Raw genomic sequence first — 25,789 nt, forward strand, 5'->3', positions numbered from 1 at the left:
GACGCGCGCCCGCACGCGCTCAGCTCTCGTAGCGGCGCAGTTCCTGGCGGGCGACGGTGCGCACGTGCACCTCGTCCGGGCCGTCGAAGATCCGCATCGCGCGGACCCAGGCGTACATGGCGGCGAGCGGCGTGTCGTCGGACACGCCGGCGCCGCCGTGCACCTGGATCGCGCGGTCGAGCACCTCGTGGGTGATCCGCGGCACGATCACCTTGATCGCGGCGATCTCGGAGCGGGCGCCCTTCGACCCGTACCGGTCGATCAGCCAGGCGGTCTTCAGGGTGAGCAGCCGGGCCTGCTCGATCGCCATCCGCGACTCGGCGATCTGCTGGCGGACCACGCCCTGCCGCGCCAGCGGGCCGCCGAACGCGATCCGGTCGGCGGCGCGGCGGCACATCAGCTCCAGCGCCCGCTCCGCCATGCCGAGCGCCCGCATGGCGTGGTGGATGCGGCCGGGCCCGAGCCGGGCCTGCGCGATCATGAACCCGTCGCCCTCGCCGGCGATCAGGTTGGACACCGGCACCCGGACGTCCTCGAACACGATCTCCGAGTGGCCGTGCTGGTCCTGGTAGCCGAAGACGGGCAGATGCCGGACGATCTTCAGGCCCGGGGCGTCGCGGGGGACGAGCAGCTGCGACTGCTGCCGGTGGACGGGCCCGTCCGGGTCCGTCTTGCCCATCACGATGAAGATCTTGCAGCGCTCGTCGGCGGCGCCGGTGATGAACCACTTGCGGCCGTTCACCACGTACTCGTCGCCGTCCCGGACGATCGAGGTCGTGATGTTGGTGGCGTCGGAGCTCGCCACCTCGGGCTCGGTCATCGCGAACGCGCTGCGGATCTCGCCGTTCAGCAGCGGGTCGAGCCACCGCCGCTTCTGCTCGTCCGTGCCGAACATGTGCAGGACTTCCATGTTGCCCGTGTCGGGCGCGGCGCAGTTCACGGCCTCCGGCGCGAGGTCGGGGGAGCGGCCGGTCAGCTCGGCGAGCGTCGCGTACTCCAGGTTCGTCAGCCCGGACACGTCCGGCAGGAACAGGTTCCACAGGCCGCGCCCGCGCGCCTCCGCCTTCAGCTCCTCGACGACCGGCGGCAGCGCGTGCGGGTCGTTCTCCGCCCGCCAGGCCGCGTACACCGGCTCCGCCGGGTAGACGAACCCGTCCATGAACTCCTGGAGGCGTTCCTGGTACTCGCGTGCCTTCGGGCTGAGTTCGAAGTCCATGGTCGGCATTCTGGCAGAACGGGATTCGGTCAACGGGTCCGGGATCGCCTACCATCGGGCCGTGCCCTCGCAGCGACCCGTCAAAGCCGTCATCACCGACTGGGGCGGCGTCCTCACGTCCCCCCTCGCCGACGCCATCGCCGTCTGGCTCGCCGCCGACCGCATCGACGCCGAGCACTACAAGAACGTCATGCGCGCCTGGGTGAAGCAGGCCTACGACGGCGCCGGGACGAACCCGATCCACGGGCTGGAGGACGGCTCCCTCGCGGTGGACGAGTTCGAGCGCCGCCTCGCCGCCGAACTCCGCACCGTGGACGGCGGCCCCGTCGCCGCGGCCGGGCTCATCGCCCGGATGTTCGGCGCGTTCAGCCCGGTCGAGCCGATGTACGACGCGCTGCGCGCCGCCCGCGCCGCCGGGACCCGCACCGCGCTGCTGTCCAACTCGTGGGGCAACGAGTACCCGCGCGACCTGTTCGCCGGCCTCTTCGACGCCGTCGTGATCTCCGCCGAGGTCGGCATGCGCAAGCCCGACGAGCGGATCTTCCGGCACGCCCTCGACCTGCTCGGCCTGGCCGCGTCCGAATGCGTCTTCATCGACGACATCGAGCACAACATCCGCGCCGCCGAGGCCCTCGGCATCCGCGGCATCCACCACACGGACGCCAGCGCCACGATCGCCGAACTGCGCGAGCTGGACCTCCTGCCCTGACGGTCTGGCAGACTGCTCACCGTCATGCGCGTCTACCTGCCGTCCACGCTCACGCTCCTCGCGGGCGTCCACGCCGCGCGGGAGATCGGCCCCGCGCCGCTCACCGCCTACGCCGTCACGCCCGCGCTCCGCGAGTGGTACGCCGACGGCGACCTCGAGGAGCTGGAGTACGCGGCGCTGTCCGCCGCCGCCCGCGCCTCGCTCCGGCTCCTCGCCGCCGACCCGTCCGCCCCGCGGCGCCGGGTCGTGCTGGCCGCCGAGGCGCCCGACGACGCGGTCGCCCGGCCCCGCGGTGACGCCTCCCCTGCCATCCGAGGGGGGACGACCCCCCACGCGTCCCGGAGCGCCTTCGGCGCCGGGAGCGGCAACGGCGACCGCGCCCTCGTGGAGCTGTCCGCCGCCGTCCCGTGGAAGAAGATCGCCGCCGGTCACGTGGACGACCCGGACGCCGTCCCCGACGTCGCCGCGGCCGCGGCGGCCCTCGCCGCCGCCGACGCGGGCGACGACGACGCCCGCTTCACCGTGGACGGCGCCGAAGGCCACGAACTCCTCTGGTACGCCACCCAGGAGCTCCCGCACCTCCTTGACTGATCCCCGGGTATTTCGTCCGCGCCTGGACGGGTAGGTCCCCGGCGTATCGACAACGCCGTCGGATCGCAGGGAGCCGTCAGATGGACGCCGTCACCAACGTGCCGGTACCGGCGAACGAGCCGGTGAGGGGCTACGCGCCGGGCAGCGCCGAGCGCGCCGCGCTGGAGGCCCGTATCAAGGAGCTCGGCGGGACGCAGACCGAGCTGACGATGACGATCGCGGGCGAGCACCGCATGGGCGCGGGCACGCCGATCGACGTCGTGGAGCCGCACAACCACGCGCACGTCCTCGGCCGGATGGGCGACGCCACCGAGCCGGACGTGACCGAGGCCGTCATGGCGGCGCGCGAGGCGGCCCCCGCGTGGCGCGCCATGGCCTTCGAGGACCGCGCCGCCGTCTTCCTGCGCGCCGCCGACCTCCTCGCCGGGCCGTGGCGGGCCACGCTGAACGCCGCGACGATCCTCGGCCAGTCCAAGTCGGTGCAGCAGGCCGAGATCGACGCCGCCTGCGAGCTGATCGACTTCTGGCGCTTCAACGTCGGGTACGCGCAGCGGATCCACGAGCAGCAGCCGCTGTCGCCGCCGGGCGTGTGGAACCGGCTGGAGTACCGGCCGCTGGAGGGGTTCGTCCTCGCCATCACCCCGTTCAACTTCAGCGCCATCGCCGGGAACCTGCCGACCGCGCCCGCGCTGATGGGCAACGTCGTCGTGTGGAAGCCGTCCCCGACCCAGCAGCTCGCCGCGCACTTCACCCTGCGCCTGCTGGAGGCCGCCGGCCTCCCGCCCGGCGTGATCAACATGGTCACCGGCAACGGCCGCGCCGTCTCCAACGTGGCGCTGCGCCACCCCGACCTCGCCGGCCTGCACTTCACCGGCTCGGTCGCCACGTTCCAGAACCTCTGGCGCGGCGTCGGCGAGAACATCGCGGCCTACCGCGGCTACCCGCGCATCGTCGGCGAGACGGGCGGCAAGGACTTCGTCGTCGCGCACCCGTCCGCCGACCCGGCCGTGCTGAAGACGGCGCTCGTGCGCGGCGCGTTCGAGTACCAGGGCCAGAAGTGCTCGGCCGCGTCCCGCGCCTACGTCCCGCGCTCCGTCTGGGAGCGCATGCGCGACGAGTTCTGCGCCGAGACCGACGCCCTGACCATGGGCAACGTCGCCGAGGACCTGTCCGCCTTCATGGGGGCCGTCATCGACGCCCGCGCCTTCGCCAAGCACCGCGCGGCCATCGAACGCGCCCGCGGCCTCGGCTCCATGACGATCCTCGCCGGCGGCGAGCTGGACGACTCGCGCGGCTACTTCGTCCGGCCCACGGTCCTGGAGTCGTCCGACCCGGCCGACGAGATCTTCACGACCGAGTACTTCGGCCCGATCCTCGGGGTGCACGTCTACGACGACCGCGACTACGACGCCGTCCTCACCCAGATGGAGGGCGTCTCCGAGTACGGCCTCACCGGCGCGATCATCGCCGACGACCGCGCCGCCGTCGCCGCGGCCACCGAGAAGCTCCGGTTCGCGGCCGGCAACTTCTACATCAACGACAAGCCGACCGGCTCCGTCGTCGGGCAGCAGCCGTTCGGCGGCGCCCGCGCGTCCGGCACCAACGACAAGGCCGGGTCCGTCTTCAACCTCACCCGATGGACGAGCGCCCGCTCCATCAAGGAGACCTTCGTCCCGCCCACCGACTACCGCTACCCGCATATGGGGCCCTAGTAGCGCACAGCTGACCCGGCGGGCGGTTGCGGTGGGGGCGCGGAGGCCGGACGATAAGGTCGCTGACCGCCGACGGGCGCCGGAACGGCGCCCGTGCACGCCCCTTCGACCGCGCATGGGAACGGGATGTCGACGCTGAACCGTCTGGTGCTGTGGAACATCGATCACACGCTGGTCGACGTCGGGCGGGTCACCCGGGACGCCTACGCCGAGGCGTTCCAGCGGACCATCGGGCGCCCGCTCGTCCGGCTCCCCGCCACCCCCGGCCGCACCGAGTCCGAGATCGTCTTCGAGACGCTCGCGTTCAACGACGTCGTCACCACCGACGACCACCTGCCCGCGTTCTTCGACGCGCTCGCCGAGGCGTTCGCGTCCCGCCGCGCCGACCTGCGCGCCCACGGCCGGGTGCTGGCGGGCGCCGGCGAGGCCGTCGAGGCGCTCGCCCACGTGCCCGGCGTCGTCCAGTCCGTGCTGACCGGCTCGATCCGGCCGAACGCCGTGCTCAAGGTCGCCGAGCTGGGCCTCGCCGCACGCCTCGACCTGGACGCGGGCGGCTACGAGAACGGCGTCTACAGCAAGGCCGCCCTCCTCGAACTGGCCCGCACCCGCGCCGGCGAGCGGCACGGCACGTCCTACTCCGAGTCCGCGACCGTCTACGTCGCCGACTCGCCGCGCGACGTGCAGGCCGCCCACATCGCCGGCTCCCCGATCGTCGCCGTCGCCACCGGCAGCGCCACCGAGGCCGAACTCCGCGCCGCCGGCGCCGAGACCGTCCTCGCGACGCTCGCCGACACCGGCGCCGTGGTCGCCGCCGTGGCCGACCTGACCCGCCTCTGACCCGGACGGGGGGTGTCGCGCGGGAGGATGCGCGGGCCTGGCATTGTGTGGGTCCGCGGGATTGCCCCCGACGCCGCCCCTGACCTGGGATGGGGCGGGGTCCGCGCGGGTAGGGCGGGCGGGCCGGGCAGGTTGCGCGCCGTGCGCGGCCGGGCCGATATTGGGAGGGCCGCGCGCGCCGTCGCGCGGCGGGGAGGGGAGCGAAGATGGCCGGTGGGGTTTCCGAGGGTTCGGCGCTGTGGGAGCCGTCGGAGGAGGTCGTCGCCGACGCGCGGGTGACCCGATTCATCCACTGGCTGTGGGAGCGGGGCGTCCGCGCGGAGTCCTACGACGACCTCTGGCGCTGGTCGGTGACGGAGGTCGACGCGTTCTGGGACGCGATCTGGTCGTACTTCCAGGTCGTCGGCGAGCGCGGCGACGGCCCCGTCCGGTCGGGCGGGCCCACGCCGGTGGACGGCCTGGAGTGGTTCCCCGGCGCGACCGTCAACTACGCCGCCAACGCGCTGCGGCGGGCCGGCGAGACGCCCGACGAGACCGCGGTCGTCTTCCGGTCGGAGGCGGGCGGGCACCGGGTGCTGACATACCGGGAGCTGGCGCTGCACGTGGCGGAAATCCGCGCGGGCCTGGCCGACCTGGGCGTCGGCAGGGGCGACCGGGTCGCCGCCTACGTCCCGAACATCCCCGAGGCGCTCATCTGCTTCCTGGCGACGGCGTCGCTCGGCGCGATCTGGTCGTCGTGCTCCCCCGACTTCGGGTCGTCCTCGGTGATCGACCGGTTCGCGCAGATCGAACCGAAGGTCCTCCTCGCCGTGGACGGCTACGCCTACAACGGCAAGCGGTTCGACCGGCGGGAGACCGTCAAGGAGATCGAGGCCGCGCTGCCGAGCCTGGCCGCCACGGTCCTGGTCCCCTACCTCGACCCCGCCACGACCCCCGAAGGGCTGCGGGTGGGCATGCACTACGGCGAGCTGCCCCGTGCCGGCAGCGACACGCTCGAATTCGAGGACGTCCCGTTCGACCATCCGCTGTGGGTCGTCTACTCGTCCGGCACGACGGGCCTGCCCAAGCCGATCGTGCACGGGCACGGCGGCGTGGTGCTCGAACACCTCAAGGCCCTGTCGTTCCACCAGGACCTCGGCCCCGAGGACGTCTTCTTCTGGTTCACCACCACCGGCTGGATGATGTGGAACTACCTCATCAGCGGCCTCCTGGTGGGCTCCACCGTCGTCATGTACGACGGCGCCCCGCTCGACCTGTGGTCCCTGGCCGCCGACAACGGCGTCACCTACATGGGCGTCGGCGCGCCCTACATCATGGCGTCGGCCAAGGAGGGGAGCCGTCCCGGGCGGGACCTCGACCTGTCCGGCCTGCGCGGCATCGGCTCCACCGGCTCACCGCTCCCGCCCGAGGGCTTCGCCTGGGTGTACGAGAACGTCGGCGGCGACCTCCTGCTCGGCTCCTTCTCCGGCGGCACCGACATCTGCACCGGCTTCGTCGGCCCCTCGCCCCTCCTCCCGCTGCGCGCCGGCGTCATCCAGTGCCGCGGCCTCGGCGCCAAGGTCGAGGCGTTCGACGAGAACGGCGAGCCCGTCGAGGACGAGGTCGGCGAACTCGTCCTCACCGAGCCGATGCCCTCGATGCCCGTCTCCTTCTGGAACGACGAGAGCGGCGACCGCTACCGCGAGTCCTACTTCGACATGTACCCCGGGGTGTGGCGGCACGGCGACTGGATCAAGATCCTGCCGGACGGCGGCTGCGTCATCTACGGACGCTCCGACTCCACCCTCAACCGCGGCGGCGTCCGCATGGGCACGTCCGACTTCTACCGCGTCGTCGAGGCGTTCGACGAGATCGCCGACAGCCTCGTGATCGACACCGGCCGCCTCGGCCAGGAGGGCCGGCTGCTCCTGTACGTCCAGCTCGCCGAGGGCGCGGAGCTGACCGACGAGCTGGTGGGCAACCTGCGGCGGGAGATCCGCTCCGCGCTGTCGCCCCGGCACGTCCCCGACGAGATCACGGCCGTCCCCGGCATCCCGCGCACGCTGTCCGGCAAGAAGCTGGAGGTCCCCGTCCGCAAGATCCTCCAGGGCACCCCGGTCGACAAGGCCGCCAACCGCGACTCCATGGCCAACCCCGAGGTCCTCACCCACTTCACGCCCTAGCCCGCGCGGCGTAGGCGAGGATGTCGCGGCGGCGGTAGAGGCGGCGGACCCGGCCGCCGCCCAGCGGCTCGACCCGGGCCGGTTCCGGCCAGCCCGCGGGCGGGCGCCGGGGGTAGACGGTGACGCTCGTCTGGGCCAGCCCCAGGATGCGGGCCGCGTCCGCCAGCGTGACGAGGTCGTCGGGCCCCTCCTCCGGAGGGCGTTCCTCCAGGGCGCGGTACCAGGCCGTCCAGGCGTCCTCGTCCCAGTACAGGGCCTTGCCCTCGCGGTGGGCGACGCCGGGATGGCCGTTGGCGGCGCGGTCGGCCCACAGCTGCTTGAGCCGGTGGCGGCTGACGCCGTGCCGCGCCGCCAGTTCGTCGCGCGTCACGAGGCCCGGCGGGACGGCGCGGGAGCCGCGCGCGGCGTACCAGGCGTCCCACGCCCCCGCGTCCCAGACGAGCTGCGAGCCGACCGTCCCGGCCGGTTCCGGATGGCCGTTGGACGCGCGTTCGCGGTACCACTTCTCCAGCGTGCTGCGCCCGATCCCGTGCTCCGCCATGAGATCGGCGCGCGTGTAGACCCGCCGGCCGTCGAGCGTTGTCATGGATTCAGTCTCGCTTGTGTGACACGTGGCCCGGAGGCGCCGCTGAGGGAAGTGACGGCATTAGGGTGGTTCATCGGTCAGACCGCGCCGTAAGGTCGCAGGATCGGGTGAACTTCCCCCGGGTCTCAGGCGTCACACAGTCAGAGGGGTGATCCGGGCCCGGTACACGCGGCCCGTCGATCCAAGAGAGGGACGGTTCCACGCATGGAGGTTGGGGCGCTGCGGTCCGGTGATCCGGACCGGCTGGGGTCGTACGCCCTGATCGGCCGGGTGGGCGAGGGCGGCCAGGGAACGGTGTTCCTCGGCGCCGCCGAGGACGGCCGGCAGGTCGCGATCAAGCTGCTGCACTCCGAGCTGACGTCCGACGACAAGGCGCGGGCCCGGTTCCTGCGCGAGCTGGAGGTCGCCAAGCGGGTCGCGCCGTTCTGCACGGCCCAGGTGATCGACGCCGACGTCGACGGCGACCGGCCCTACATCGTCAGCGAGTACGTGCGCGGCCCGTCGCTGAACCAGCAGGTCCTGGCCGAGGGCCCGCTCGGCGGCGCCGCCCTGGACCGGCTCGCGGTCGGCACCGCGACGGCGCTCGCGGCGATCCACCAGGCGAAGATCGTCCACCGCGACTTCAAGCCGCACAACGTGCTGATCGGCCCGGACGGCCCGCGCGTCATCGACTTCGGCGTCGCCCGCGCGATCAGCGGCGCCACCACGCTCACCAGCCGGGTGATCGGCACGCCGTCCTACATGGCGCCCGAGCAGATCAGCGGCGACGAGGTCGGCACGGCCGCCGACGTGTTCTGCTGGGCGGCCACGCTGGTGTTCGCGGCGACCGGGGAGCCCCCGTTCGGCCAGGACACCATCCCCGCCGTGATCAACCGGATCCTGCACGAGGAGCCCGACCTCGGCGACCTCGGCGGGACGCTGCGCAAGCTCGTCCTCGACTGCCTGGAGAAGGACCCGGCGCGGCGGCCCGGCGCGCGGCAGGTGCTGATGCGGCTGCTCGGGCACGAGGAGGCCGCGGCCACGGGACGTCCCGCGGCCCGGTCCGGCGCCACCGACGAGACGGCGATGCTCGCCGCCGGGTCCGTGCGGGCCGCCGAGGCCGAGGACGGGCCGTTCACGCCCGGCCCGCCGTTCGGCGACGACCCCCTCTTCGACGACGCAGGCCAGGACGACGCGTTCGGCGACGTGTTCGGCGACGCGGCGGCGCCCGCGGCGGCGGCCGCCGCCCACGGCGCGGACGCACCCGGCCGCACCGGCCCGGTCGGCGACGAGCGCGACCGGCCGCCCACCGGCGGGTGGGGCGCCGACAGCACGCTGCCGCCCGACCTCGTCGTGGTCGGCGAGCGCGGCGGCAGGCTGCGGAGCACGCTGGCCGGTTCGGGACGCTCCGCCGCGCTGGCCGGGGCCGCCGCCCTGCTCGTCGCGATCGTGGTGGTCTCCTCCGTGCTGGTCCTCGGCACCGGCGACAACGGCAAGGCCGGGCAGAAGGTCAGCGACCCGAGCGCGCCGCCCGCGTCGCGCGGCGTGCCGAGCACGTCGCTGCCGACGACCCGCCGGCCGGTGCAGACGACGGTGCCGTCCTACACGCCGTCAACGTCCGGCAGCCCGTCCCCGAGCGAGAGCCCGACGCCGTCCGGTTCGCCGACGCCGACGGACACGCCGACCAAGCCGACGCCCACGAAGTCGACGACCAAGCCCGGGACCACGCCCCCCGTGACGCCGCCGGAGACGCCCCCCGTGACGCCGCCGGAGACGCCCCCCGCGGGCGGCGAGGGCCAGGTCACCGGTTGACGGGCCTCAGCGGCGGCGGGGCCGGCCTCGGCGACACGGCTCGCGCGGCCTGACCCGCGTGTCCGCCCTCGTCACGGCGTGGTGTTCGACAATGACTGCGAGTCGCGCGAGCGTGCCTGGCAGGGTGGCATAGGCCACGTTGGCCTTGCTGCACAGCAGGTCGGCTTTGCGGCGATTCCTGGCTACGCTCGTGGCAGTGAGCGGCGCCACAACGAGGTGGCGATGGGTCTCAAGGGGAGTTGTTGATGAGCGGCATGCTCGATCAAGCGAAGGACGACCTGCTCCGGCGGGCCGCTGAGACGTGCGCGCAGCGCCCGGGGGCGCGCGGCGGGGACGCGGAGGAGGTCTTCGACTACCTCCGCCTCTACTACCGGCAGGTCGCCCACGAGGACCTGATCGCCCGCGACCCGGCCGACATCTGCGGCCCGGCGATGGCGCACCGGACGCTCGGCGAGGAGCGCCCGCAGGGGCGCGCCAAGGTGCGCGTCTACACGCCGACGCTGGAAGAGCACGGCTGGGACCCCGGCCACACGGTCGTGCAGGTCGTGACCGACGACATGCCGTTCCTCGTCGACTCGGTGACGATGGAGCTGACCCGGCACCACCTGGCCACGCACCTGATCGTCCACCCGCTGCTCGGCGTCGACCGCGACGTCGCCGGCCACATGAAGGCGTTCCGCCACAAGCTCGACAGCGACACCGACGTCGACGAGTCGTGGATCCACATCGAGGTCGACCGCACCAGCGACCGCACCGTCCTGGACAAGCTGGAGAACGACCTCGTGCGCGTCCTCCAGGACGTCCGGGTCGCCTTCGAGGACGAGCCGCGGATGCGCGCCCGCGCCGGTGAGATCGCCGCCGCCATCCAGGAGAAGCTGCCCCCGCTGCCGGACAAGGAGCTCGCCGAAGGCGTCGAGCTGCTCGACTGGCTGGCCGACGGGCACTTCACCTTCCTCGGCTACCGCGACTACACGCTCACCGGCGACGGCACGGCGCTGCGTCCCGAGCCGGGCACGGGCTTCGGCATCCTGCGCAGCGACAAGCGCGAGTCCGACAGCTTCGCCGCGCTGCCGCCCGAGGTCCGCGAGCGGGCCACCGAGAAGCACCTGCTGGTGCTGACGAAGGCGAACTCGCGCTCCACCGTCCACCGCCCCCTGTACCTCGACTACATCGGCGTGAAGAAGTTCGACGAGGCCGGCGAGGTCATCGGCGAACGCCGCTTCCTCGGCCTGTTCACGCACGTCGCCTACAGCGAGTCGATCGCGCACGTGCCCGTCCTCAAGCGCAAGCTGGACGAGGTGCTGGAGCGCGCCGGGTTCACCCCCGACAGCTACGACGGCCAGGACCTCATCGAGGTGCTGGAGAGCTACCCGCGCGACGAGCTGTTCCAGATCTCGGTGGACGACCTGCTGAAGATCTCCCTCGGCGTGCTGCGGCTCCGCGAGCGCCGCCAGCTGAAGCTGTTCCTCCGCAAGGACCTGTACGGGCGCTTCATGTCCTGCATGGTCTACCTGCCGCGCGACCGCTACACCACCAAGGTCCGGCTGCGCATCCAGGACCTGCTCCGGCAGGCGTTCGAGGGCGTCAGCGTCGACTACAGCGCCAACGTGACCGAGTCGCTGCTGGCGCGGCTGCACGTCGTCGTCCGCGGCGAGCGCGGCCGCCCGCTCCCGGACGTCGACGTCGGCGAGCTGGAGGACCGGCTCGCCAACGCCACCCGCTCCTGGGAGGACGACCTCGCCGACGCGGTCGTCGAGCAGTGCGGCGAGGAACGTTCCGGGACGCTCGGCCGCGCGTTCGGCGAGGCTTTCCCCGAGGGCTACAAGGCCGACTTCCCCGCCCGCACCGCCGTCGCCGACCTGCGCCGCCTCGACGACCTCGCCGAGGACGCCGACACCTCGATCAACCTGTACGAGCCGTACAGCGCCGAACCCGGCGAGCGGCGGCTGAAGATCTACCGGCTGGGCGAGCCGATCTCGCTGTCCCGGGTGCTGCCGCTGCTGCAGAACATGGGCGTCGAGGTCATCGACGAGCGCCCGTACGAGATCTGCACCTCCGACGGCCGCCGGTTCTGGATCTACGACCTCGGGCTGCGGTACGTTCCGCCGGCGGACGTCGCCGAAGAGGCCACCAAGGACCTCTTCCAGGACGCGTTCACCGCGCTGTGGCGCGGCGAGATCGAGAACGACGGGTTCAACGCCCTCGTCCTGCACGTCGGGCTGAACTGGCGCGAGGCGATGATCCTGCGCGCCTACGCGCTGTACCTGCGGCAGACCGGCTCGACGTTCTCCAAGCGGTACGTCGAGCAGGTGCTGCTGCGCAACTCCTCCATCACCCGGCTGATCGTCCGGCTGTGGGAGAGCCGCCTCGACCCGTCCCTGCAGGGCGGCGAGGAGGAGCGCAGCGCCGGCATCACCGAGGAGCTCCAGGGCAAGCTCGACGAGGTCGCCAGCCTCGACGAGGACCGCATCCTCCGCGCCTACCTGGCGCTCGTCCAGGCGACCCTGCGCACGAACCACTACCAGGGCAAGCCGTACCTGGCGATGAAGTTCGACCCGGAGCGCATCCCCGACCTGCCGCTCCCGCGGCCCATGTACGAGATCTTCGTGTACTCGCCGGAGGTCGAGGGCGTGCACCTGCGGTTCGGGTCGGTGGCGCGCGGCGGCCTCCGCTGGTCCGACCGCCGCGAGGACTTCCGCACCGAGATCCTGGGCCTGGTCAAGGCGCAGGCGGTGAAGAACACCGTCATCGTCCCGGCGGGCGCGAAGGGCGGCTTCGTCGGCAAGCAGCTGCCCGACCCGTCCGTCGACCGCGAGGCGTGGCAGAAGGCGGGCATCGCCTGCTACAAGCACTTCATCTCCGGCCTGCTCGACCTGACCGACAACCTCGTGGACGGCAAGGTCGTCCCGCCGCCGAACGTCGTCCGCCACGACGGCGACGACACCTACATGGTCGTCGCCGCCGACAAGGGCACCGCGACGTTCTCCGACATCGCCAACGGCGTCGCCGCCGACTACGGGTTCTGGCTCGGCGACGCGTTCGCGTCCGGCGGGTCCGTCGGCTACGACCACAAGGCGATGGGCATCACCGCCCGCGGCGCCTGGGAGTCGGTCAAGTACCACTTCCGCGCACTGGGCAAGGACGTCCAGAACGAGGACGTCAGCGTCGTCGGCATCGGCGACATGTCCGGGGACGTGTTCGGCAACGGGATGCTGCTGTCGGAGCACATCCGGCTCGTCGCCGCGTTCGACCACCGGCACGTCTTCATCGACCCCGACCCGGACGCCGCCGCCTCGTTCGCCGAGCGCCGCCGCCTGTTCGAACTGCCCCGCAGCAGCTGGGCCGACTACGACACCTCGCTCATCTCCAAGGGCGGCGGCATCTTCCCCCGCACCGTCAAGTCCATCCAGATCACCCCGCAGATCCGGGCCGCGCTCGGCATCGAGGACGGGGTCAGGGCGCTCACCCCGTACGAGCTGATCCGGGCCGTCCTCAAGGCGCCCGTCGACCTGCTGTGGAACGGCGGCATCGGCACCTACGTCAAGTCGTCCGTCGAGAACAACGCCGACGTCGGCGACAAGGCCAACGACCCCGTCCGGGTGGACGGCGCCGAACTGCGCTGCAAGGTCGTCGGCGAGGGCGGAAACCTCGGCGTGACGCAGCTCGGCCGCATCGAGTTCGCGCGCGGCGGCGGCATCATCAACACCGACTTCATCGACAACTCCGCCGGCGTCGACACCTCCGACCACGAGGTCAACATCAAGATCCTGCTCGACCAGGTCGTGCGGGACGGCGAACTCACCGGCAAGCAGCGCGAGGGCCTGCTGTACGAGATGACCGACGAGGTCGGGCGGCTCGTCCTGCGCGACAACTACGCGCAGAACGTGGTCCTCGCCGGCGCCCGCGCGCAGGCGCCCGCGATGCTGCACGTCCACGCCCGGTACATGCGCAAACTCGAACGCGACGGCCGGCTGAAGCGGCGCCTGGAGTTCCTGCCCGACGACAAGGCCCTCGCGGAACGGCGGCAGTCCGGGCACGGGCTCACCGGCCCCGAGTTCTCCGTCCTGCTCGCCTACGCCAAACTCGCGCTGGACGCCGAGATCGTCGGCTCCGACCTCGTCGACGACCCCTACCTGGAGTCGTGGCTGGTCGACTACTTCCCCACGCCGCTGCGCGAGCGGTTCCGCGACTACATGGACCGGCACGCCCTGCGCCGCGAGATCATCACCACGGCCGTGGTGAACGACCTGGTCAACGCGAGCGGCTCCACGTTCGTGTTCCGCATGAACGAGGAGACGGGCGCGTCCGCGTCCGACATCGCCCGTGCCTACCTCGTCGCCCGCGACGTGTTCCAGATGCCGCGCTTCTGGGCCGCGGTGGAGGGCCTCTCCGGCCAGGTCGAGGAGTCCACGCAGGTCGCGATGCGGCTGGAGGCGCGCAAGCTCACCGAGCGCGCCGCCCGCTGGCTGCTGCACAACCGGCGGCCCCCGTTCGACATCCGGGAGAGCATCGACTTCTTCAGCGGCGGCGCGGAGACGCTCGGCACGCACGTGTCCAAACTCCTCCTCGGACTGGACCTCGCCGCCTACGAGCAGCGCCGCGACGGCTTCGCCGAACTCGGCGTCCCCGACGAGCTCGCCGAGCAGTGCGCCACGTTCGTCCCGGCCTACTCCACCTTCGACCTGGTCGGCGTCGCCCACGACACGGGCCGCCCGGTGGAGGAGGTCGCCGAGGTCTACTTCGACCTCGCGGACCGGCTCCAGCTGTCCCGGCTCAGAGAACGCATCATCGCCCTGCCGCGCGACGACAAATGGCGCTCGATGGCCCGCTCCGCGCTCCGCGACGACCTGTACGCGGCGCACGCGGCCCTCACCCGCGACGTCCTGATCACCAGCGAGCCCGGCGGCCAGCCCGAGGAACGCATGATCCACTGGGCGGACAAGAACAAACCGGCCGTCCAGCGCGCCCAGCAGACGCTGAGCGAGATCTGGGAGAGCGACAGCTTCGACCTCGCCACCCTCTCCGTCGCCCTGGGCGCGATCCGCACACTGGTGACGGCGAGCTCGCTACCGACGGAATAGCCCAGGGGGGCGTTGTTAGCCCAGGGGGGCGACCCCCTGGAACCCCCGTTACGGACGAGAGGCCGTTTCGCGAGCCGCTGGCGCGTCTCGCGAAACGGCCTCTCGTCCGGCGGGTCGGGCGACCTCCGGGCGCTGGGCGCCCTCCGGCCGCCCGACCCGTGACCGGGGGCCGGGGTCGCCCGATCCGTGGCTGCGGGTTGAGGTCGCTCGACCGGTGGCTGCGAGCTGGGGCCGCTTGACCTGTGGCGGGGGCTGGGGTTCGGGCCGAGTGGTGTGTTGTGGCTGGCCTGGGGACGCGTCTAGTGGGCGGTGGTCAGCGAAACTGATTCGCCCAGTACGCGGGCCTGGCCGGAGGCGGGGGCGTAGCCGATGGCCAGCCATTGCCACGTGGCGTCGAGCGTCTTGCCGGGCTTGGCGTCGTCCTTGGCCAGGTAGTCGCGGACCTCTCCGGGGAGGGCGGCCTCGGTGCCGCCGGTAAGGTTCCGCTCCTGTTCGAGGCCGTACCAGACGAGGGAACCGCCGTCCCGGGTGCGCAGGGCGTAGGACGGGCCGGGGCCGGGTGTGAACTTTCCCGGCTCGGCCGTCCAGCCACCGGTCTTTCTCGTGCGGGCGTTCCTGGAGTAGTCGTCGGGTACCAGCGCGCTCTCGTCACCACTCGACATGAACTTCGCGTGCGCGGCGGGCAGGCCGCGGTCGGGAGCTAACATCGCGTAGCCCTGCGAGTCATAGGCGAGCTGCGGCGGTTTGCCCTGGAACGTGAGCCAATGCGCGGCGCGCCAGTCGTCCGACTTCTTGCCCCGCACGAAAACGCCGAGGACCTGCTGCTCCTCGCCTCCCGACCGTTCCAGCGCCGCGATCCCGAACCACTTGGGAAAGCCGTCCAGGCGGGGGACGTAGAAGACCGGGTTCGACAGGGCGATCCCGGCAGACTCGGGCAGCTTGCCGTAGGTGTGGACGCGGGCGCTGACCGGAGCCTCCAGCGCGCCCGTCACGGTGTCGCGCCACTGCCGTTCGTCACCGGCGGTGATGGCCTTGTTGTGCCGCTTCGTCCAGTCCTTGAGGATGTCGAGCGACTCCTCGGCCGTGACCGCGGGCGTGCCGGACGGTTCCTCCGGGGCGGCGCCGGCGTCCGGGCCGGATCCGGAGCACCCGGCCGCCGCGAGCAGGAGCGCGGCCAAGGCCACGTGGGGCACACCGCGCACGGACCCACCTCGGCGGACGAATTGTCAGGCTTGCCCGCGACAGTGTAGAGCGTCCCCCGCCGCACCGCGTGCCGGCTTGCGGGGACGTGTGCGAAACGAAAAGACCCGCCGGGTGCTGGACGGTCCTGCTGCAGCGGTCAGAAGCGCGGGACCGCCCGGCACCCGGCGGAGATCAGGTGCCGTGGGCGGTGACGGCCTTGCGGTACATGCCGCTGACGGTGGCGCGGCCCTTGGCCGGAACGGTCGCCAGGTACTGCACGAGGACGGTGGTGTCCATGCGCGTTCTGGCGGTCCTGGCCGGGGCGAGCCCGACAAGGTCTCCGCTCACCGCCAACCTGCCCCGTTTCGTGGCGGAGTACGCCTCATTCTGCTTCAGGACATACCAGACGAGCGCGCCGCGGTCCTTGGTGCGCAGCGCGTAGACCTTGTAGGGCGCGGCGGAGAACCGGGACGACAGCGTGACGCCGCGTCCGGCGAGGGCGTGCTCACCCTGCTTGAGGGCCTTGTAGGTCTCGCTGGTCTTCGCGCCGTCCGCGAGGTGGGCGGCGCCGGACGCGCGCGGGCCCTCCGTGAGCAGCGCGGCGTGGGCCTGCGGCAGGCTTCCGGGCGCGACCGCGAGGTCCTTCGCGCCGGGGTCGACCGGGGTGGCGAAGCCGTCCGGGTCGAGGGCGATCTTGCTCAGCGCCGGTTCCGCCGGGTAGGGGTCGGCCGCCAGCAGCCACGGCGCCCCCGCCTCGGCCTGCGTGAACAGCAGCGCGTGCCGCAGCGTCCGGTCGCCCTGGCCCGTGGCGGCGTCGGCCGCGAACCAGTGCGGGTAGCCGGTCAGCCGCGGGATGTAGAACGTGGTGCTCGTGAACGCCAGTTTCGGCGGACGCTGCCGGACGGCCCGCCGCAGTTTCAGCGCGGCCACGTCCATCGACAGCTGCGGGTCGGCCTCGATCGCGCGCAGCGCCCGGCCGCTGAACCGGTACCCCGCCCGGTTCGCGGCCGCGGTGTAGGACGCGAGCACCCGCTGCGCCTGCGCCTTGGTCAGCGCGGGCGCCCCCCTGGGTTTGGCCGCCTCGGCGGACGTGCCGCCGGAGCAGCCGGCGGCCAGCGCCGCGGCGAGCAGGCAGCCGGTCAGCGGGACGATCGGAACAGGAGTGCGTGCGGCCATGAGGCCCCCCGAATGGCGACGGTGATCCGAACCACGCGCCATCCTCGCAGAGTGACCGCGCAGTCACTCTGCGAATGCGGAACTCCGCCCGAAGAGCGGGTTCGCGATCAGGCCGTCTCCTGCTGGCGCATCCAGCGGATCTCCGCCTCGATGAACTCGTCGAGGTCGCCGTCCAGCACCGACGTGGGGTTGCCCGCCTCGACCCCGGTGCGCAGGTCCTTCACGATCTGGTACGGGTGCAGCACGTAGTTGCGGATCTGCGTGCCCCAGCTGCCGGGGTCGACGCCGCGGATCTTGGCCATCTCCTCGGCCTCCTCCTGGCGCTTGCGCTCCAGGAGCTTGGCCTGCAGGACGTTCATGGCCGTGGCCTTGTTCTGCAGCTGGCTGCGCTCGTTCTGGCAGGACACGACGATGCCGCTCGGGAGGTGGGTGATCCGCACCGCCGAGTCGGTCGTGTTGACGCCCTGGCCGCCCGGCCCGGACGACCGGTACACGTCGATCCGCAGCTCGTTCTCGTCGATGTCGACGTGGTCGCTCTGCTCCACCACGGGGACGACGTCCAGGCCCGCGAAGGACGTCTGCCGGCGGCCCTGGTTGTCGAACGGGGAGATCCGGACCAGCCGGTGCGTGCCGTGCTCGCCGCGCAGCGTCCCGTAGGCGTAGGGGGCCTTGACCGCGAACGTGGTCGACTTGATCCCGGCCTCTTCGGCGTAGGACGTGTCGTAGACCTCCGTCGAGTAGCCGTGCCGCTCGGCCCAGCGCAGGTACATGCGCTGGAGCTGCTCGGCCCAGTCGGCCGCGTCGACGCCGCCGGCCTGCGCGTTGATGGTGACCAGCGCCTCCCGGGCGTCGTACTCGCCCGACATGAGCGTGCGCACCTCCAGCTGCTGGACGGCCTTGTGCAGCGACGCGAGCTCGTCGTCGGCCTCCGCGCGCGTGTCGGCGTCGTCCATCTCGCTGGCCATCTCGTACAGCGTGGCGGCGTCGTCGAGCCGCTGCCGCAGGCTCTCGACCCGGCCCAGCTCGCTCTCGAGGTGCGACAGGCGGCGCGTCACCGACTGGGCGCGCTCCTGGTCGCTCCACAGGTCGGGGTCGGCGGACTGCTCGCGCAGCTCGGCGATGTCGCGGCGCATGGCGTCGAGGTCCAGCACCTTCTCGATGCTGGTCAGCGTTGCGCCGAGCTCTTTGAGCTGCTCTTCGGGTTCGATGCCTGCCACGGTCCGAGCTTATCGCCGTCCCGGCACTGCTAATCGCGCCATGGCACGGCGCCGCCGGGGCGCCTGGCCGCCGGGGCAATACCATGTGGATGGCAGAATCACGGGCCGAGGAGGTCGGCCGACGACGGCCGGCACGGAGTTCGGTCCGGGGGACGGGTCTTTGCACAGCTTCCTGCGGGTGGTCGCGGCCGCGGTGCCGCTCATCCTGGCGCTCGCGGCGGCGGGCTGCGCCGAGGGCAAGACGGAGGCGCGGCCCACCGTCAGCGTGCCCGAGACGTCCCCGCCGGCCCCGGTGCCGCTGACCCCGCAGGTCGCTGAGCAGGCGTTCCGCACCTACGTCACCGACGAGGACGTGGCCCGCGCCGCCGGCGACGAGCGGCTCGCGCTGACCTGGACGTCCGACGGCCAGTCCCAGCTCACCGCCGCCGAGTTCCGCAGGGCGGCCTACGACGGCGACCCGGTGCGGCGCTTCGCCTACGGCAAGCCCGAGATGTACGTGCCCAAGCTGAAGGACGCCGCCTACCCGCAGTGGTTCGTCGTGTCGGTCGACCGTTCCGTCCTGGGCAGGCCGAAGAGCAGGCATAAGGCACTGATGGCGTTCGTTTTGCGCGGGCCGTCCGACCGCTGGAAGCTCACGCTCGCGACGCTCTTGCAGGAGAAGGCCGACGAGCCGGAGGTCGCGATCGACGACGACGGCTACGCGGAGGCGCTGAGCACCGACGACACGTCCGTCCTGATCCGTCCCCGCGACGTCGGCGGGATCCAGGCGACGATCGCCGCGGAGGGCGGCGGCAGCGTGGCCGCGAAGGTGATGAAGTCGAGCGCCGTGACGACCGGGTTCTACCGGGACGCCAAGCAGGCGAAGAAGAAGGCCAAGAAGAAGGACCTGACGCTCCAGGTCGTCTACACCGCGACGCCGTTCCCCTACTTCGGGCTGCGGACGGAGAACGGCGGCGGGCTGGTCGTCTACTCGCTGTTCCGCAACACCTCGCTCGTCGCCAAGGACCCGGACACCCCCGCGCCGGAGATCCCCGAGGACGCCGAGCACCTCCTGGACGGGACGGTCGAGGGCAACGAGGTCGACACCACCTCGACCCTGCACTTCGCGGCCTACGACCCGCCGAAGGCCAAAAAGGGCAAGGCGCAGCCGAAGGCGCACATGGTCGCCGACGACGGCGCCGTCACGAAGGCGGCCACGCCGCCGCTCAAGAAGCCGTAGGTCCTCAGCCGTAGACGCGGCGCAGGACGAGCGCGGCGAACAGCAGGGCCACCAGGGCCGCGAGGACGACGGCGGGCGGGATGGACGGGCCGTGCCGGTGCAGTTCCGACCGGGCCTCCCGGCAGGTGGCGCAGCGTCCCTCCACCACGGGGTTCGAGCATCGGGCGCAGATGAGATGTTCGCAGCTCATGTCGTGGGCCCCAATCTCCGAGATCGGCATGCGGGTCCGTGCGGGGAAGCGTCCGCTTCTTCGGTGTCCGTCCACTTATTAGCCATCTTTCCCCATCATCCAGCGTAGCCGGACTGTATGGTCGTTCCGGCAAGTCCGGGAGCTGGACGGCAGGAAACGGCCGGACGTCAGGAGACGGATCACATGGCACTGATCGGACAGAACACACCGATCGGGCTGAGTGACGCCCCCCGGGCCCCCTACCGCGCCGAGTGGGACGAGGTAGTTCCCGGTCCCCTCTACACTGCTCGAAGGCTCCGCGTCCCACCAGGTCGTGGAGCCGGGCGGCGCAGGCAGGCGCCCACGGACGCGTCCGTGGCCGCGGCCGGGGCCGCTCCCCAACCCCTACAGCGAACCGCCGTGATGCAGCCGTGATCCATTTCGACAACGTCACCAAGGTCTACCCGAGCCAGAACCGGCCGGCCCTGCAGCATGTGAACGTCGCCATCGAGAAGGGCGAGTTCCTGTTCCTGGTGGGTCCGTCGGGCTCGGGGAAGTCGACCTTCCTGCGCCTCGTCCTGAAGGAGGAGCGTCCTTCCCAGGGTCACGTGCACGTGGCGGGCAAGGACCTGAGCAGGCTCACCAACTGGAAGGTGCCGCACCTGCGCCGCAGGATCGGCTGCGTCTTCCAGGACTTCCGCCTCCTGCCCAACAAGAACGTCTTCGAGAACGTCGCGTTCGCCCTAGAGGTGATCGGCAAGCCGCGGCGCTTCATCGGCAAGGTCGTCCCCGAGGTCATCGACCTCGTCGGCCTGGAGGGCAAGGCCCACCGGATGCCGGACGAGCTGTCCGGCGGCGAGCAGCAGCGCGTCGCGATCGCGCGCGCGTTCGTCAACCGGCCGATGATCCTGCTGGCGGACGAGCCCACGGGGAACATCGACCCCGCCACCTCGATCGGCATCATGAAGGTGCTGGACCGCATCAACCGGACCGGCACCACCGTCGTCATGGCCACCCACGACGCCGCTATCGTCGACGCGTTCCGCAAGCGCGTCGTCGAGCTGGAGGACGGCAGGGTCGTCCGCGACCAGTCCCGCGGCGTCTACGGCCAGGCGTACTGACCATCTGAACCAACGATTCCCGCCGGGGCGTACGACAGCCTGAAGGCGGGGACCGCCCGCTTCGGGCCGCGTTCCCTCATGAGGCCGCCCGGGTTCCGGGCGGACCCAAGGCGATCAAGGACAGCGAGGCATGCGCGTACAGTTCGTTCTCCAGGAGATCTGGATCGGTCTCCGCAGGAACATGACGATGACCATCTCCCTCGTCATCACGGTCGCCATCGCCATGGCGCTCTTCGGCACCGGGCTACTCCTGCGCGAGCAGGTCGCCTCGTCCAAGAACTTCTGGTACGACAAGATCGAAGTGTCGATCTTCCTCTGTGCCAAGACCAGTTCCAACCCCAGCTGCCAGAAGCAGGACGTCACCGACCAGCAACGCCAGACGCTCAAGGCGAACCTGGAGAAGATGTCGCAGGTCTCCAACGTCGAGTACGAGAACAAGCAGCAGGCGTACGACCGGTTCAAGGACCGCTTCGCCGGCTCGCCCGGCTTCGTGGAGAGCACCCGCGAGGGCGACATCCCCGACTCGTTCCGGGTCAAGCTGAGGAACCCGGAGGAGTACAAGGCGGTCGCGCAGGCGATGCTCGGCCAACCCGGCGTCGACACGGTCATCAACGAGCAGGAGATCCTGAAGAGATTCTTCCGGATCCTGAACGGCTTGCAGGTGGCCGCGCTGTCGATCGCGTTGATCCAGGTGATCGCGGCGGTGATGCTGGTCGGCAACACCGTCCGGTTGTCGGCGTTCAACCGGCGCCGTGAGACGGGCATCATGCGGCTGGTCGGCGCGTCCAACACCTATATCCAGATGCCGTTCATCCTGGAGGGCGCGATCGCCGGCCTGATCGGCGGTGTCTTCGCCTCCATCCTGCTGGTGTTCAGCAAGACACTGCTGATCGACAGACTCGCGGGAGACGTGCAACTCGTCAGTCAGCTCGGCTGGAGCACGGTGATAGCCGTCATGGTCGTGTCGATCTGCTTCGGCATGCTGCTCTGCGCCCTCGCCTCGTTCCTGACGTTGCGCAGATACCTGAAGATCTGACCTCGTGCCCGGATCCGGGGCAAGTGCCGGATCCGGCCCGTCCCGTCGCCCTACACTTGCCGCATGGTCAGGCCCATCACGCTGCTGAGCCCGTGCCGCCGTTGAGGGGGCGGCGGGGGAGGGCGCTGCGCGGGGCCGCCGTCGCGGCGGCGATCGTCTGCGCGTACGGCGCCGGGGTCGTGAGCGGCTCCGGCTCGGACCGGCACGCCGCCGTCGCGGGCGGCGGGTCCGTCCTGGACGAGGCCGCGGCGCAGATCGGCCGCCGCGCCGCGAAGCCGGTCGGCCGCGGCGAACTCGACCGCGCCGCCATCGAGGGCATGGTGCGCGGCCTCGGCGACAAGTGGGCGCACTACTACCCGGCCAGCGAGTACGACGACGTCGAAGGACGGCTGACCGGGCACTACAGCGGAGTCGGGCTGTGGCTCGGCGGTTCGGGCGACGAAGGCGGCGAAGGCGACGAGGGCGGCGGAGACGGTGAGGGCGGCGAGGGCCCGGTCGTGGTCGCCAGCGTCCAGCCCGGCACCCCGGCCGCGCGCGCGGGCGTCCGGGCGGGGGACGTCGTCACCGCCGTCGGAACGGCGTCCGTCCACGGCTGGGACGTCTCGCGAGTGGCGCGGGCCCTGCGCGGACGTCCGGACGAAGCCGTCGAACTCACCGTGCAGCGCGAGCGTCGAACCAAGCGGTTCCATCTCGTCCGCACCCCGGTCCCTGGAGGAAACGTCACCGTGACCGATCTTCCGGAGCGCGCGCGCCTCATCCGCGTCGGCGCGTTCACCCGCGGGACGGGCCGGGACGTCCGCGCCGCGGTGACCGGGCGGTCGCCGTCCGGCCGTCCCGCCGGCGTCCTGCTCGACCTGCGCGGCAACCCCGGCGGGCTGCTGGACGAGGCGGTCGAGACGGCGTCGGCGTTCCTGTCCGGCGGCCCCGTCGTGACCTACGAGCCGCGCGGCAGGCCCGTCCAGCGGCGCACGGTGACCGCGCCCGGCGACGACCGGACCCCGGTCGTGGTCCTCGTCGACGCGGGCACCGCGAGTGCCGCGGAGATCGTCGCGGGCTCCCTGCGCGACCGCGACCGCGCGGTGATCGTAGGATCGCGTACGTACGGGAAGGGCTCGGTCCAGGAACCGATCGAACTCGCCGACGGGTCGGTCATCGAACTGACGGTCGGTCGCTACCGCACCCCGGGCGGCCGTAGCCTCGACGGGGTCGGGGTCGAGCCTGACGTGGCGGTGTCCGCCGACCGCCCGCCGGCCGCCGCCGAGCGGCGCGCCCGGACGGTACTGCGGGGCCTGACCGCGACGCTGCCGGGCAAAGACTGACGAGGGCCGGACAAGGACTGATGACGTGGCACGGGACACCGGGCGCAAGAAAGACAAGAAGGACACCGGGCGCCAGCTCATCGCCCAGAACAAGCGGGCCCGCTACGACTACCACATCGACGACACGTGGGAGGCGGGCATGGTGCTGATGGGCACCGAGGTGAAGGCGCTCCGCGCCGGGCGCGCCTCCCTCGTCGACGGCTACGCCCACGTGATGGACGGCGAGGTGTGGCTGGAGCACGTCCACATCCCCGAGTACACGCAGGGCACCTGGACGAACCACGCGCCGCGCCGGCGCCGCAAGCTGCTGCTGCACAAGCGCGAGATCCAGAAGATCATCGCCAAGTCGGCGGAGCCGGGCTGGACGCTGATCCCGCTCGCCCTCTACTTCAAGGACGGGAAGGCCAAGGTCGAGATCGGCCTCGCCCGTGGTAAGAAGTCCTACGACAAGCGCCAGGCCATCGCGAAGCGGGAAGCCGACCGCGAGATGCAGAAGGCGGCGGCGGCCCGGTTCAGGAGACGGTGAAGGGTGTCGATGAAGAACCGAGGCCGCCGGAAACGGCGCCGGATACCGCTCCGGCCGATCGCCCTGGGCGGCGGCGCCCTCACGGTGTGCGGCCTGCTCATCGCGACGATGATGCCGGGCGCGCGGGCGGAGCCGTCCGCGATGCCCGCCGTCCGCGACTTCCTGATCGCCTGGCAGGTCGGCAACTACGAGGCGGCGGCCGGGCAGACGATCGGCGCCGACAAGGAGCAGGTCGCCGACGCCCTCGGCCGCGTCCGGCAGCAGCTCGACGCCGCCGCGCTGCGGCTGTCCCTCGGCACCGAGGTGCAGGGCAGCGGCGTCGACCAGATCGTCAAGAAGGGCGACGAGGCCGACGCGCGCTTCACCGTCAAGATCGACCTCGGTGAGAACGGCCAGCCGTGGGAGTACCCGGGGCTGATGCACCTGCGGCGCGTCGGCGGCAAGTGGAAGATCGTCTGGAGCCCGTCCGTCATCAACACCAAGCTCCAGCCGGGGCAGCGGCTCGCCGTGGTGACCGAGGTGCCGAAGCGCGCCGCGATCACCGACACGCGGGGGCACTCGGTGCTGCGCGAGGTCGGCGCCTACAACATTGGCGTGAACCCCGGCCAGCTCGCCGACCCGGCGAAGACCCTCGACCAGCTCGCCAAGCAGACCAAGATGGACGGGGGCCGCCGGCTCGACGCGGAGCGCCTCCTCGGCCGCGTCCGCTCCGCCCCGCCGCAGGCGTTCCTGCCGCTGCTGACGCTGCAGGTCCCCAAGCACAACGCGCTCATCCAGCGGCTCGGGACGATCCCCGGCATCCAGGCCCTCCCGATCACGGCGCCGATCGCCCCCGCGTACGCGCCCGAGCTGATCGGCAGCCTCGGCCCCGCCACCGCCGACCGGCTCCAGCAGGTCGGCGCCCCCTACCAGCCGGGCGACACGATCGGCGTCAGCGGCATCCAGCTGCTCCAGCAGCGCCGCCTCGCCGGCACGCCGACCGTCCGGGTCGTGGCGCAGGACGAGACCGGCAAGAACACCGAGGAGCTGCGGTCCTGGGACGGCCTGAGGCCGGCCGGGGTCCAGACCACGCTCGACCCGGCCTACCAGGCGCGCGCCGACTTCGCGCTCCAGGAGCTTCCGTACGCGGCGTCCATGGTGGCGGTGCGGCCGAGCACCGGCGAGGTGCTGGCCGTGTCCAACCACGGGACGAACGGCGAGAACCGCGCGTTCGAGGGCCGCTACCCGCCGGGGCTGACATTCGGGATCGTCTCCGCGGAGGCCCTGTTCTCCCAGGCCAAGCTGACCCCGACCACCGAGACCACCTGCCCCGGCAGCGTCACCGTCGGCGGCAGGACGTTCACCAACCAGGCCCGCGGCGACACGACCCTCACCAACGCGTTCGCCGCGTCCTGCAAGACGAGCCTCGCGCAGCTCGGCGGCAAGCTGGACGCGCAGGCCCTCGTCCGGGAGGCCGCCCAGTTCGGCGTCGGCAAGGACTGGGGGCTGTCGGTCCCCGCGTTCACCGGCTCGCTGCCCACCCCCGCCAACGACGGGGAGAAGGCCGCCGCCATGGTCGGCGAGGGCAAGACCGAGGTGAGCCCGCTCGGCATGGCGCTCGTCGCCGCCGCCGCGTACACCGCCACGTGGCGGCCCCCGTACGTCTTCAAGGCCGACGACCTCGCGACGACCGTCCAGGCGCCGCCGCCGCAGAGCCTCCAGCCCGAGTCCGTCGCCAGCCTCAAGCGGGTCCTCACCCGTACCGCCACCCACGGCAACGCCCACGGCGCCCGCGTCTCCGGCGACGTCGTCGGCGTCGCCGCCCTGGCCACCCGCGGCGACGGCAAGACCGTCTCCTGGTTCGTCGGCTCCAGCGGCGACCGCGCCTTCGCCATCGCCGTCGAAGGCACCGTCAACACCCCCAAGCTCGCCGCCAGGTTCCTCACCGGCCGGCCCTGAGCGGGCTTTGGGATCTCTTTACGGGCGGGACGCAACCATGCCCCCGCCCGCGGGCGTCCTTACGGGTGACTGAGAAACCGCTTCGGGGGGTTGCGGACTCAGTCGCCGTGATGAGACCAGAGCCTCGTCTCGGGGGAGGCTCTGCCGTCCGGACCGGCCCGACCCTGCCGGTCGACCCCGGTGGGCGCGACACAGCGCCCA

The 25,789-nt window shown here is 71.9% G+C and carries 19 protein-coding genes; 13 read left to right on the top strand and 6 right to left on the bottom strand.

What is annotated here, in order from left to right; genetic code table 11:
• Positions 1-19: 19 nt before the first annotated feature.
• A complete protein-coding gene (locus tag ACA511_RS08160; RefSeq protein WP_375023437.1) occupies positions 20-1,216 on the bottom strand; it encodes an acyl-CoA dehydrogenase family protein in 1,197 nt (398 codons plus the stop codon).
• Positions 1,217-1,277: 61 nt separating this feature from the next.
• Between ACA511_RS08160 and ACA511_RS08165 the strand changes: the two genes are divergently transcribed.
• The 5 genes from ACA511_RS08165 to ACA511_RS08185 all read left to right on the top strand — a co-directional run bounded on the left by ACA511_RS08165 (position 1,278) and on the right by ACA511_RS08185 (position 7,227).
• On the top strand, positions 1,278-1,925 hold the full coding sequence (locus ACA511_RS08165) for an HAD family hydrolase (RefSeq protein ID WP_375023438.1): 648 nt from the start codon (positions 1,278-1,280) through the stop codon (positions 1,923-1,925).
• A 24-nt stretch (positions 1,926-1,949) separates the two neighbouring features.
• Positions 1,950-2,516 carry a hypothetical protein gene (locus ACA511_RS08170; protein WP_375023439.1) on the top strand — a complete coding sequence of 189 codons (567 nt, stop codon included), beginning with the start codon at positions 1,950-1,952 and terminating at the stop codon, positions 2,514-2,516.
• A gap of 80 nt (positions 2,517-2,596) precedes the next feature.
• Positions 2,597-4,228: an L-glutamate gamma-semialdehyde dehydrogenase gene (pruA, locus tag ACA511_RS08175; protein WP_375023440.1), complete on the top strand. Its 1,632-nt coding sequence runs from the start codon at positions 2,597-2,599 to the stop codon at positions 4,226-4,228.
• Positions 4,229-4,354: 126 nt separating this feature from the next.
• A complete protein-coding gene (locus ACA511_RS08180) occupies positions 4,355-5,065 on the top strand; it encodes an HAD family hydrolase (protein ID WP_375023441.1) in 711 nt (236 codons plus the stop codon).
• Between the two features lie 206 nt (positions 5,066-5,271).
• Complete coding sequence (locus ACA511_RS08185) at positions 5,272-7,227, top strand: acetoacetate--CoA ligase (protein ID WP_375023442.1); 1,956 nt, start codon at positions 5,272-5,274, stop codon at positions 7,225-7,227.
• Here the strand turns inward: ACA511_RS08185 and ACA511_RS08190 are convergent.
• Entirely contained in the window at positions 7,217-7,813 is a 597-nt protein-coding gene (locus tag ACA511_RS08190; protein WP_375023443.1) for a hypothetical protein, read from the bottom strand. The two genes, ACA511_RS08185 and ACA511_RS08190, sit on opposite strands and share 11 nt — an antisense overlap.
• Before the next feature lie 204 nt (positions 7,814-8,017).
• On the opposite strand from ACA511_RS08190, the gene ACA511_RS08195 reads away from it, so the two are divergent.
• Both ACA511_RS08195 and ACA511_RS08200 read left to right on the top strand, forming a co-directional pair.
• Positions 8,018-9,604: a serine/threonine-protein kinase gene (locus ACA511_RS08195; protein WP_375023444.1), complete on the top strand. Its 1,587-nt coding sequence runs from the start codon at positions 8,018-8,020 to the stop codon at positions 9,602-9,604.
• Between the two features lie 245 nt (positions 9,605-9,849).
• Positions 9,850-14,685, top strand: a complete 4,836-nt coding sequence (locus ACA511_RS08200; protein WP_375023445.1) for an NAD-glutamate dehydrogenase — start codon at positions 9,850-9,852, stop codon at positions 14,683-14,685.
• 299 nt (positions 14,686-14,984) lie between these two features.
• Here the strand turns inward: ACA511_RS08200 and ACA511_RS08205 are convergent, their stop codons facing one another.
• From ACA511_RS08205 to prfB, 3 genes are all read right to left on the bottom strand, one after another.
• Positions 14,985-15,887: a hypothetical protein gene (locus ACA511_RS08205; protein WP_375023446.1), complete on the bottom strand. Its 903-nt coding sequence runs from the start codon at positions 15,885-15,887 to the stop codon at positions 14,985-14,987.
• Between the two features lie 172 nt (positions 15,888-16,059).
• Positions 16,060-17,043: a hypothetical protein gene (locus tag ACA511_RS08210; protein ID WP_375023447.1), complete on the bottom strand. Its 984-nt coding sequence runs from the start codon at positions 17,041-17,043 to the stop codon at positions 16,060-16,062.
• A 107-nt stretch (positions 17,044-17,150) separates the two neighbouring features.
• Positions 17,151-18,260: a peptide chain release factor 2 gene (gene prfB, locus ACA511_RS08215; RefSeq protein ID WP_375023448.1), complete on the bottom strand. Its 1,110-nt coding sequence runs from the start codon at positions 18,258-18,260 to the stop codon at positions 17,151-17,153.
• A gap of 160 nt (positions 18,261-18,420) precedes the next feature.
• On the opposite strand from prfB, the gene ACA511_RS08220 reads away from it, so the two are divergent.
• On the top strand, positions 18,421-19,479 hold the full coding sequence (locus ACA511_RS08220; RefSeq protein ID WP_375023449.1) for a hypothetical protein: 1,059 nt from the start codon (positions 18,421-18,423) through the stop codon (positions 19,477-19,479).
• A 4-nt stretch (positions 19,480-19,483) separates the two neighbouring features.
• On the opposite strand, the gene ACA511_RS08225 is transcribed toward ACA511_RS08220, so the two are convergent.
• A complete protein-coding gene (locus ACA511_RS08225) occupies positions 19,484-19,669 on the bottom strand; it encodes a hypothetical protein (protein WP_375023450.1) in 186 nt (61 codons plus the stop codon).
• A gap of 410 nt (positions 19,670-20,079) precedes the next feature.
• Between ACA511_RS08225 and ftsE the strand changes: the two genes are divergently transcribed.
• The 5 genes from ftsE (at position 20,080) to ACA511_RS08250 (ending at position 25,588) form a co-directional block, all read left to right on the top strand.
• Positions 20,080-20,769, top strand: a complete 690-nt coding sequence (gene ftsE, locus ACA511_RS08230) for a cell division ATP-binding protein FtsE (protein ID WP_067637726.1) — start codon at positions 20,080-20,082, stop codon at positions 20,767-20,769.
• A gap of 130 nt (positions 20,770-20,899) precedes the next feature.
• Positions 20,900-21,805, top strand: a complete 906-nt coding sequence (gene ftsX, locus ACA511_RS08235) for a permease-like cell division protein FtsX (RefSeq protein WP_375023451.1) — start codon at positions 20,900-20,902, stop codon at positions 21,803-21,805.
• Positions 21,806-21,897: 92 nt separating this feature from the next.
• The gene (locus ACA511_RS08240) at positions 21,898-23,124 is read left to right on the top strand and encodes a S41 family peptidase (RefSeq protein WP_375023452.1); all 1,227 of its coding nucleotides are present in this window, start codon (positions 21,898-21,900) and stop codon (positions 23,122-23,124) included.
• 25 nt (positions 23,125-23,149) lie between these two features.
• Positions 23,150-23,650: an SsrA-binding protein SmpB gene (smpB, locus tag ACA511_RS08245; protein WP_375023453.1), complete on the top strand. Its 501-nt coding sequence runs from the start codon at positions 23,150-23,152 to the stop codon at positions 23,648-23,650.
• 9 nt (positions 23,651-23,659) lie between these two features.
• Positions 23,660-25,588, top strand: coding sequence for a penicillin-binding transpeptidase domain-containing protein (locus ACA511_RS08250; RefSeq protein ID WP_375023455.1), 1,929 nt, complete (start codon positions 23,660-23,662; stop codon positions 25,586-25,588).
• Positions 25,589-25,789: the final 201 nt, after the last annotated feature.

The sequence above is a fragment of the Actinomadura sp. GTD37 genome, from assembly GCF_041951365.1.
Lineage (GTDB): Bacteria > Actinomycetota > Actinomycetes > Streptosporangiales > Streptosporangiaceae > Spirillospora.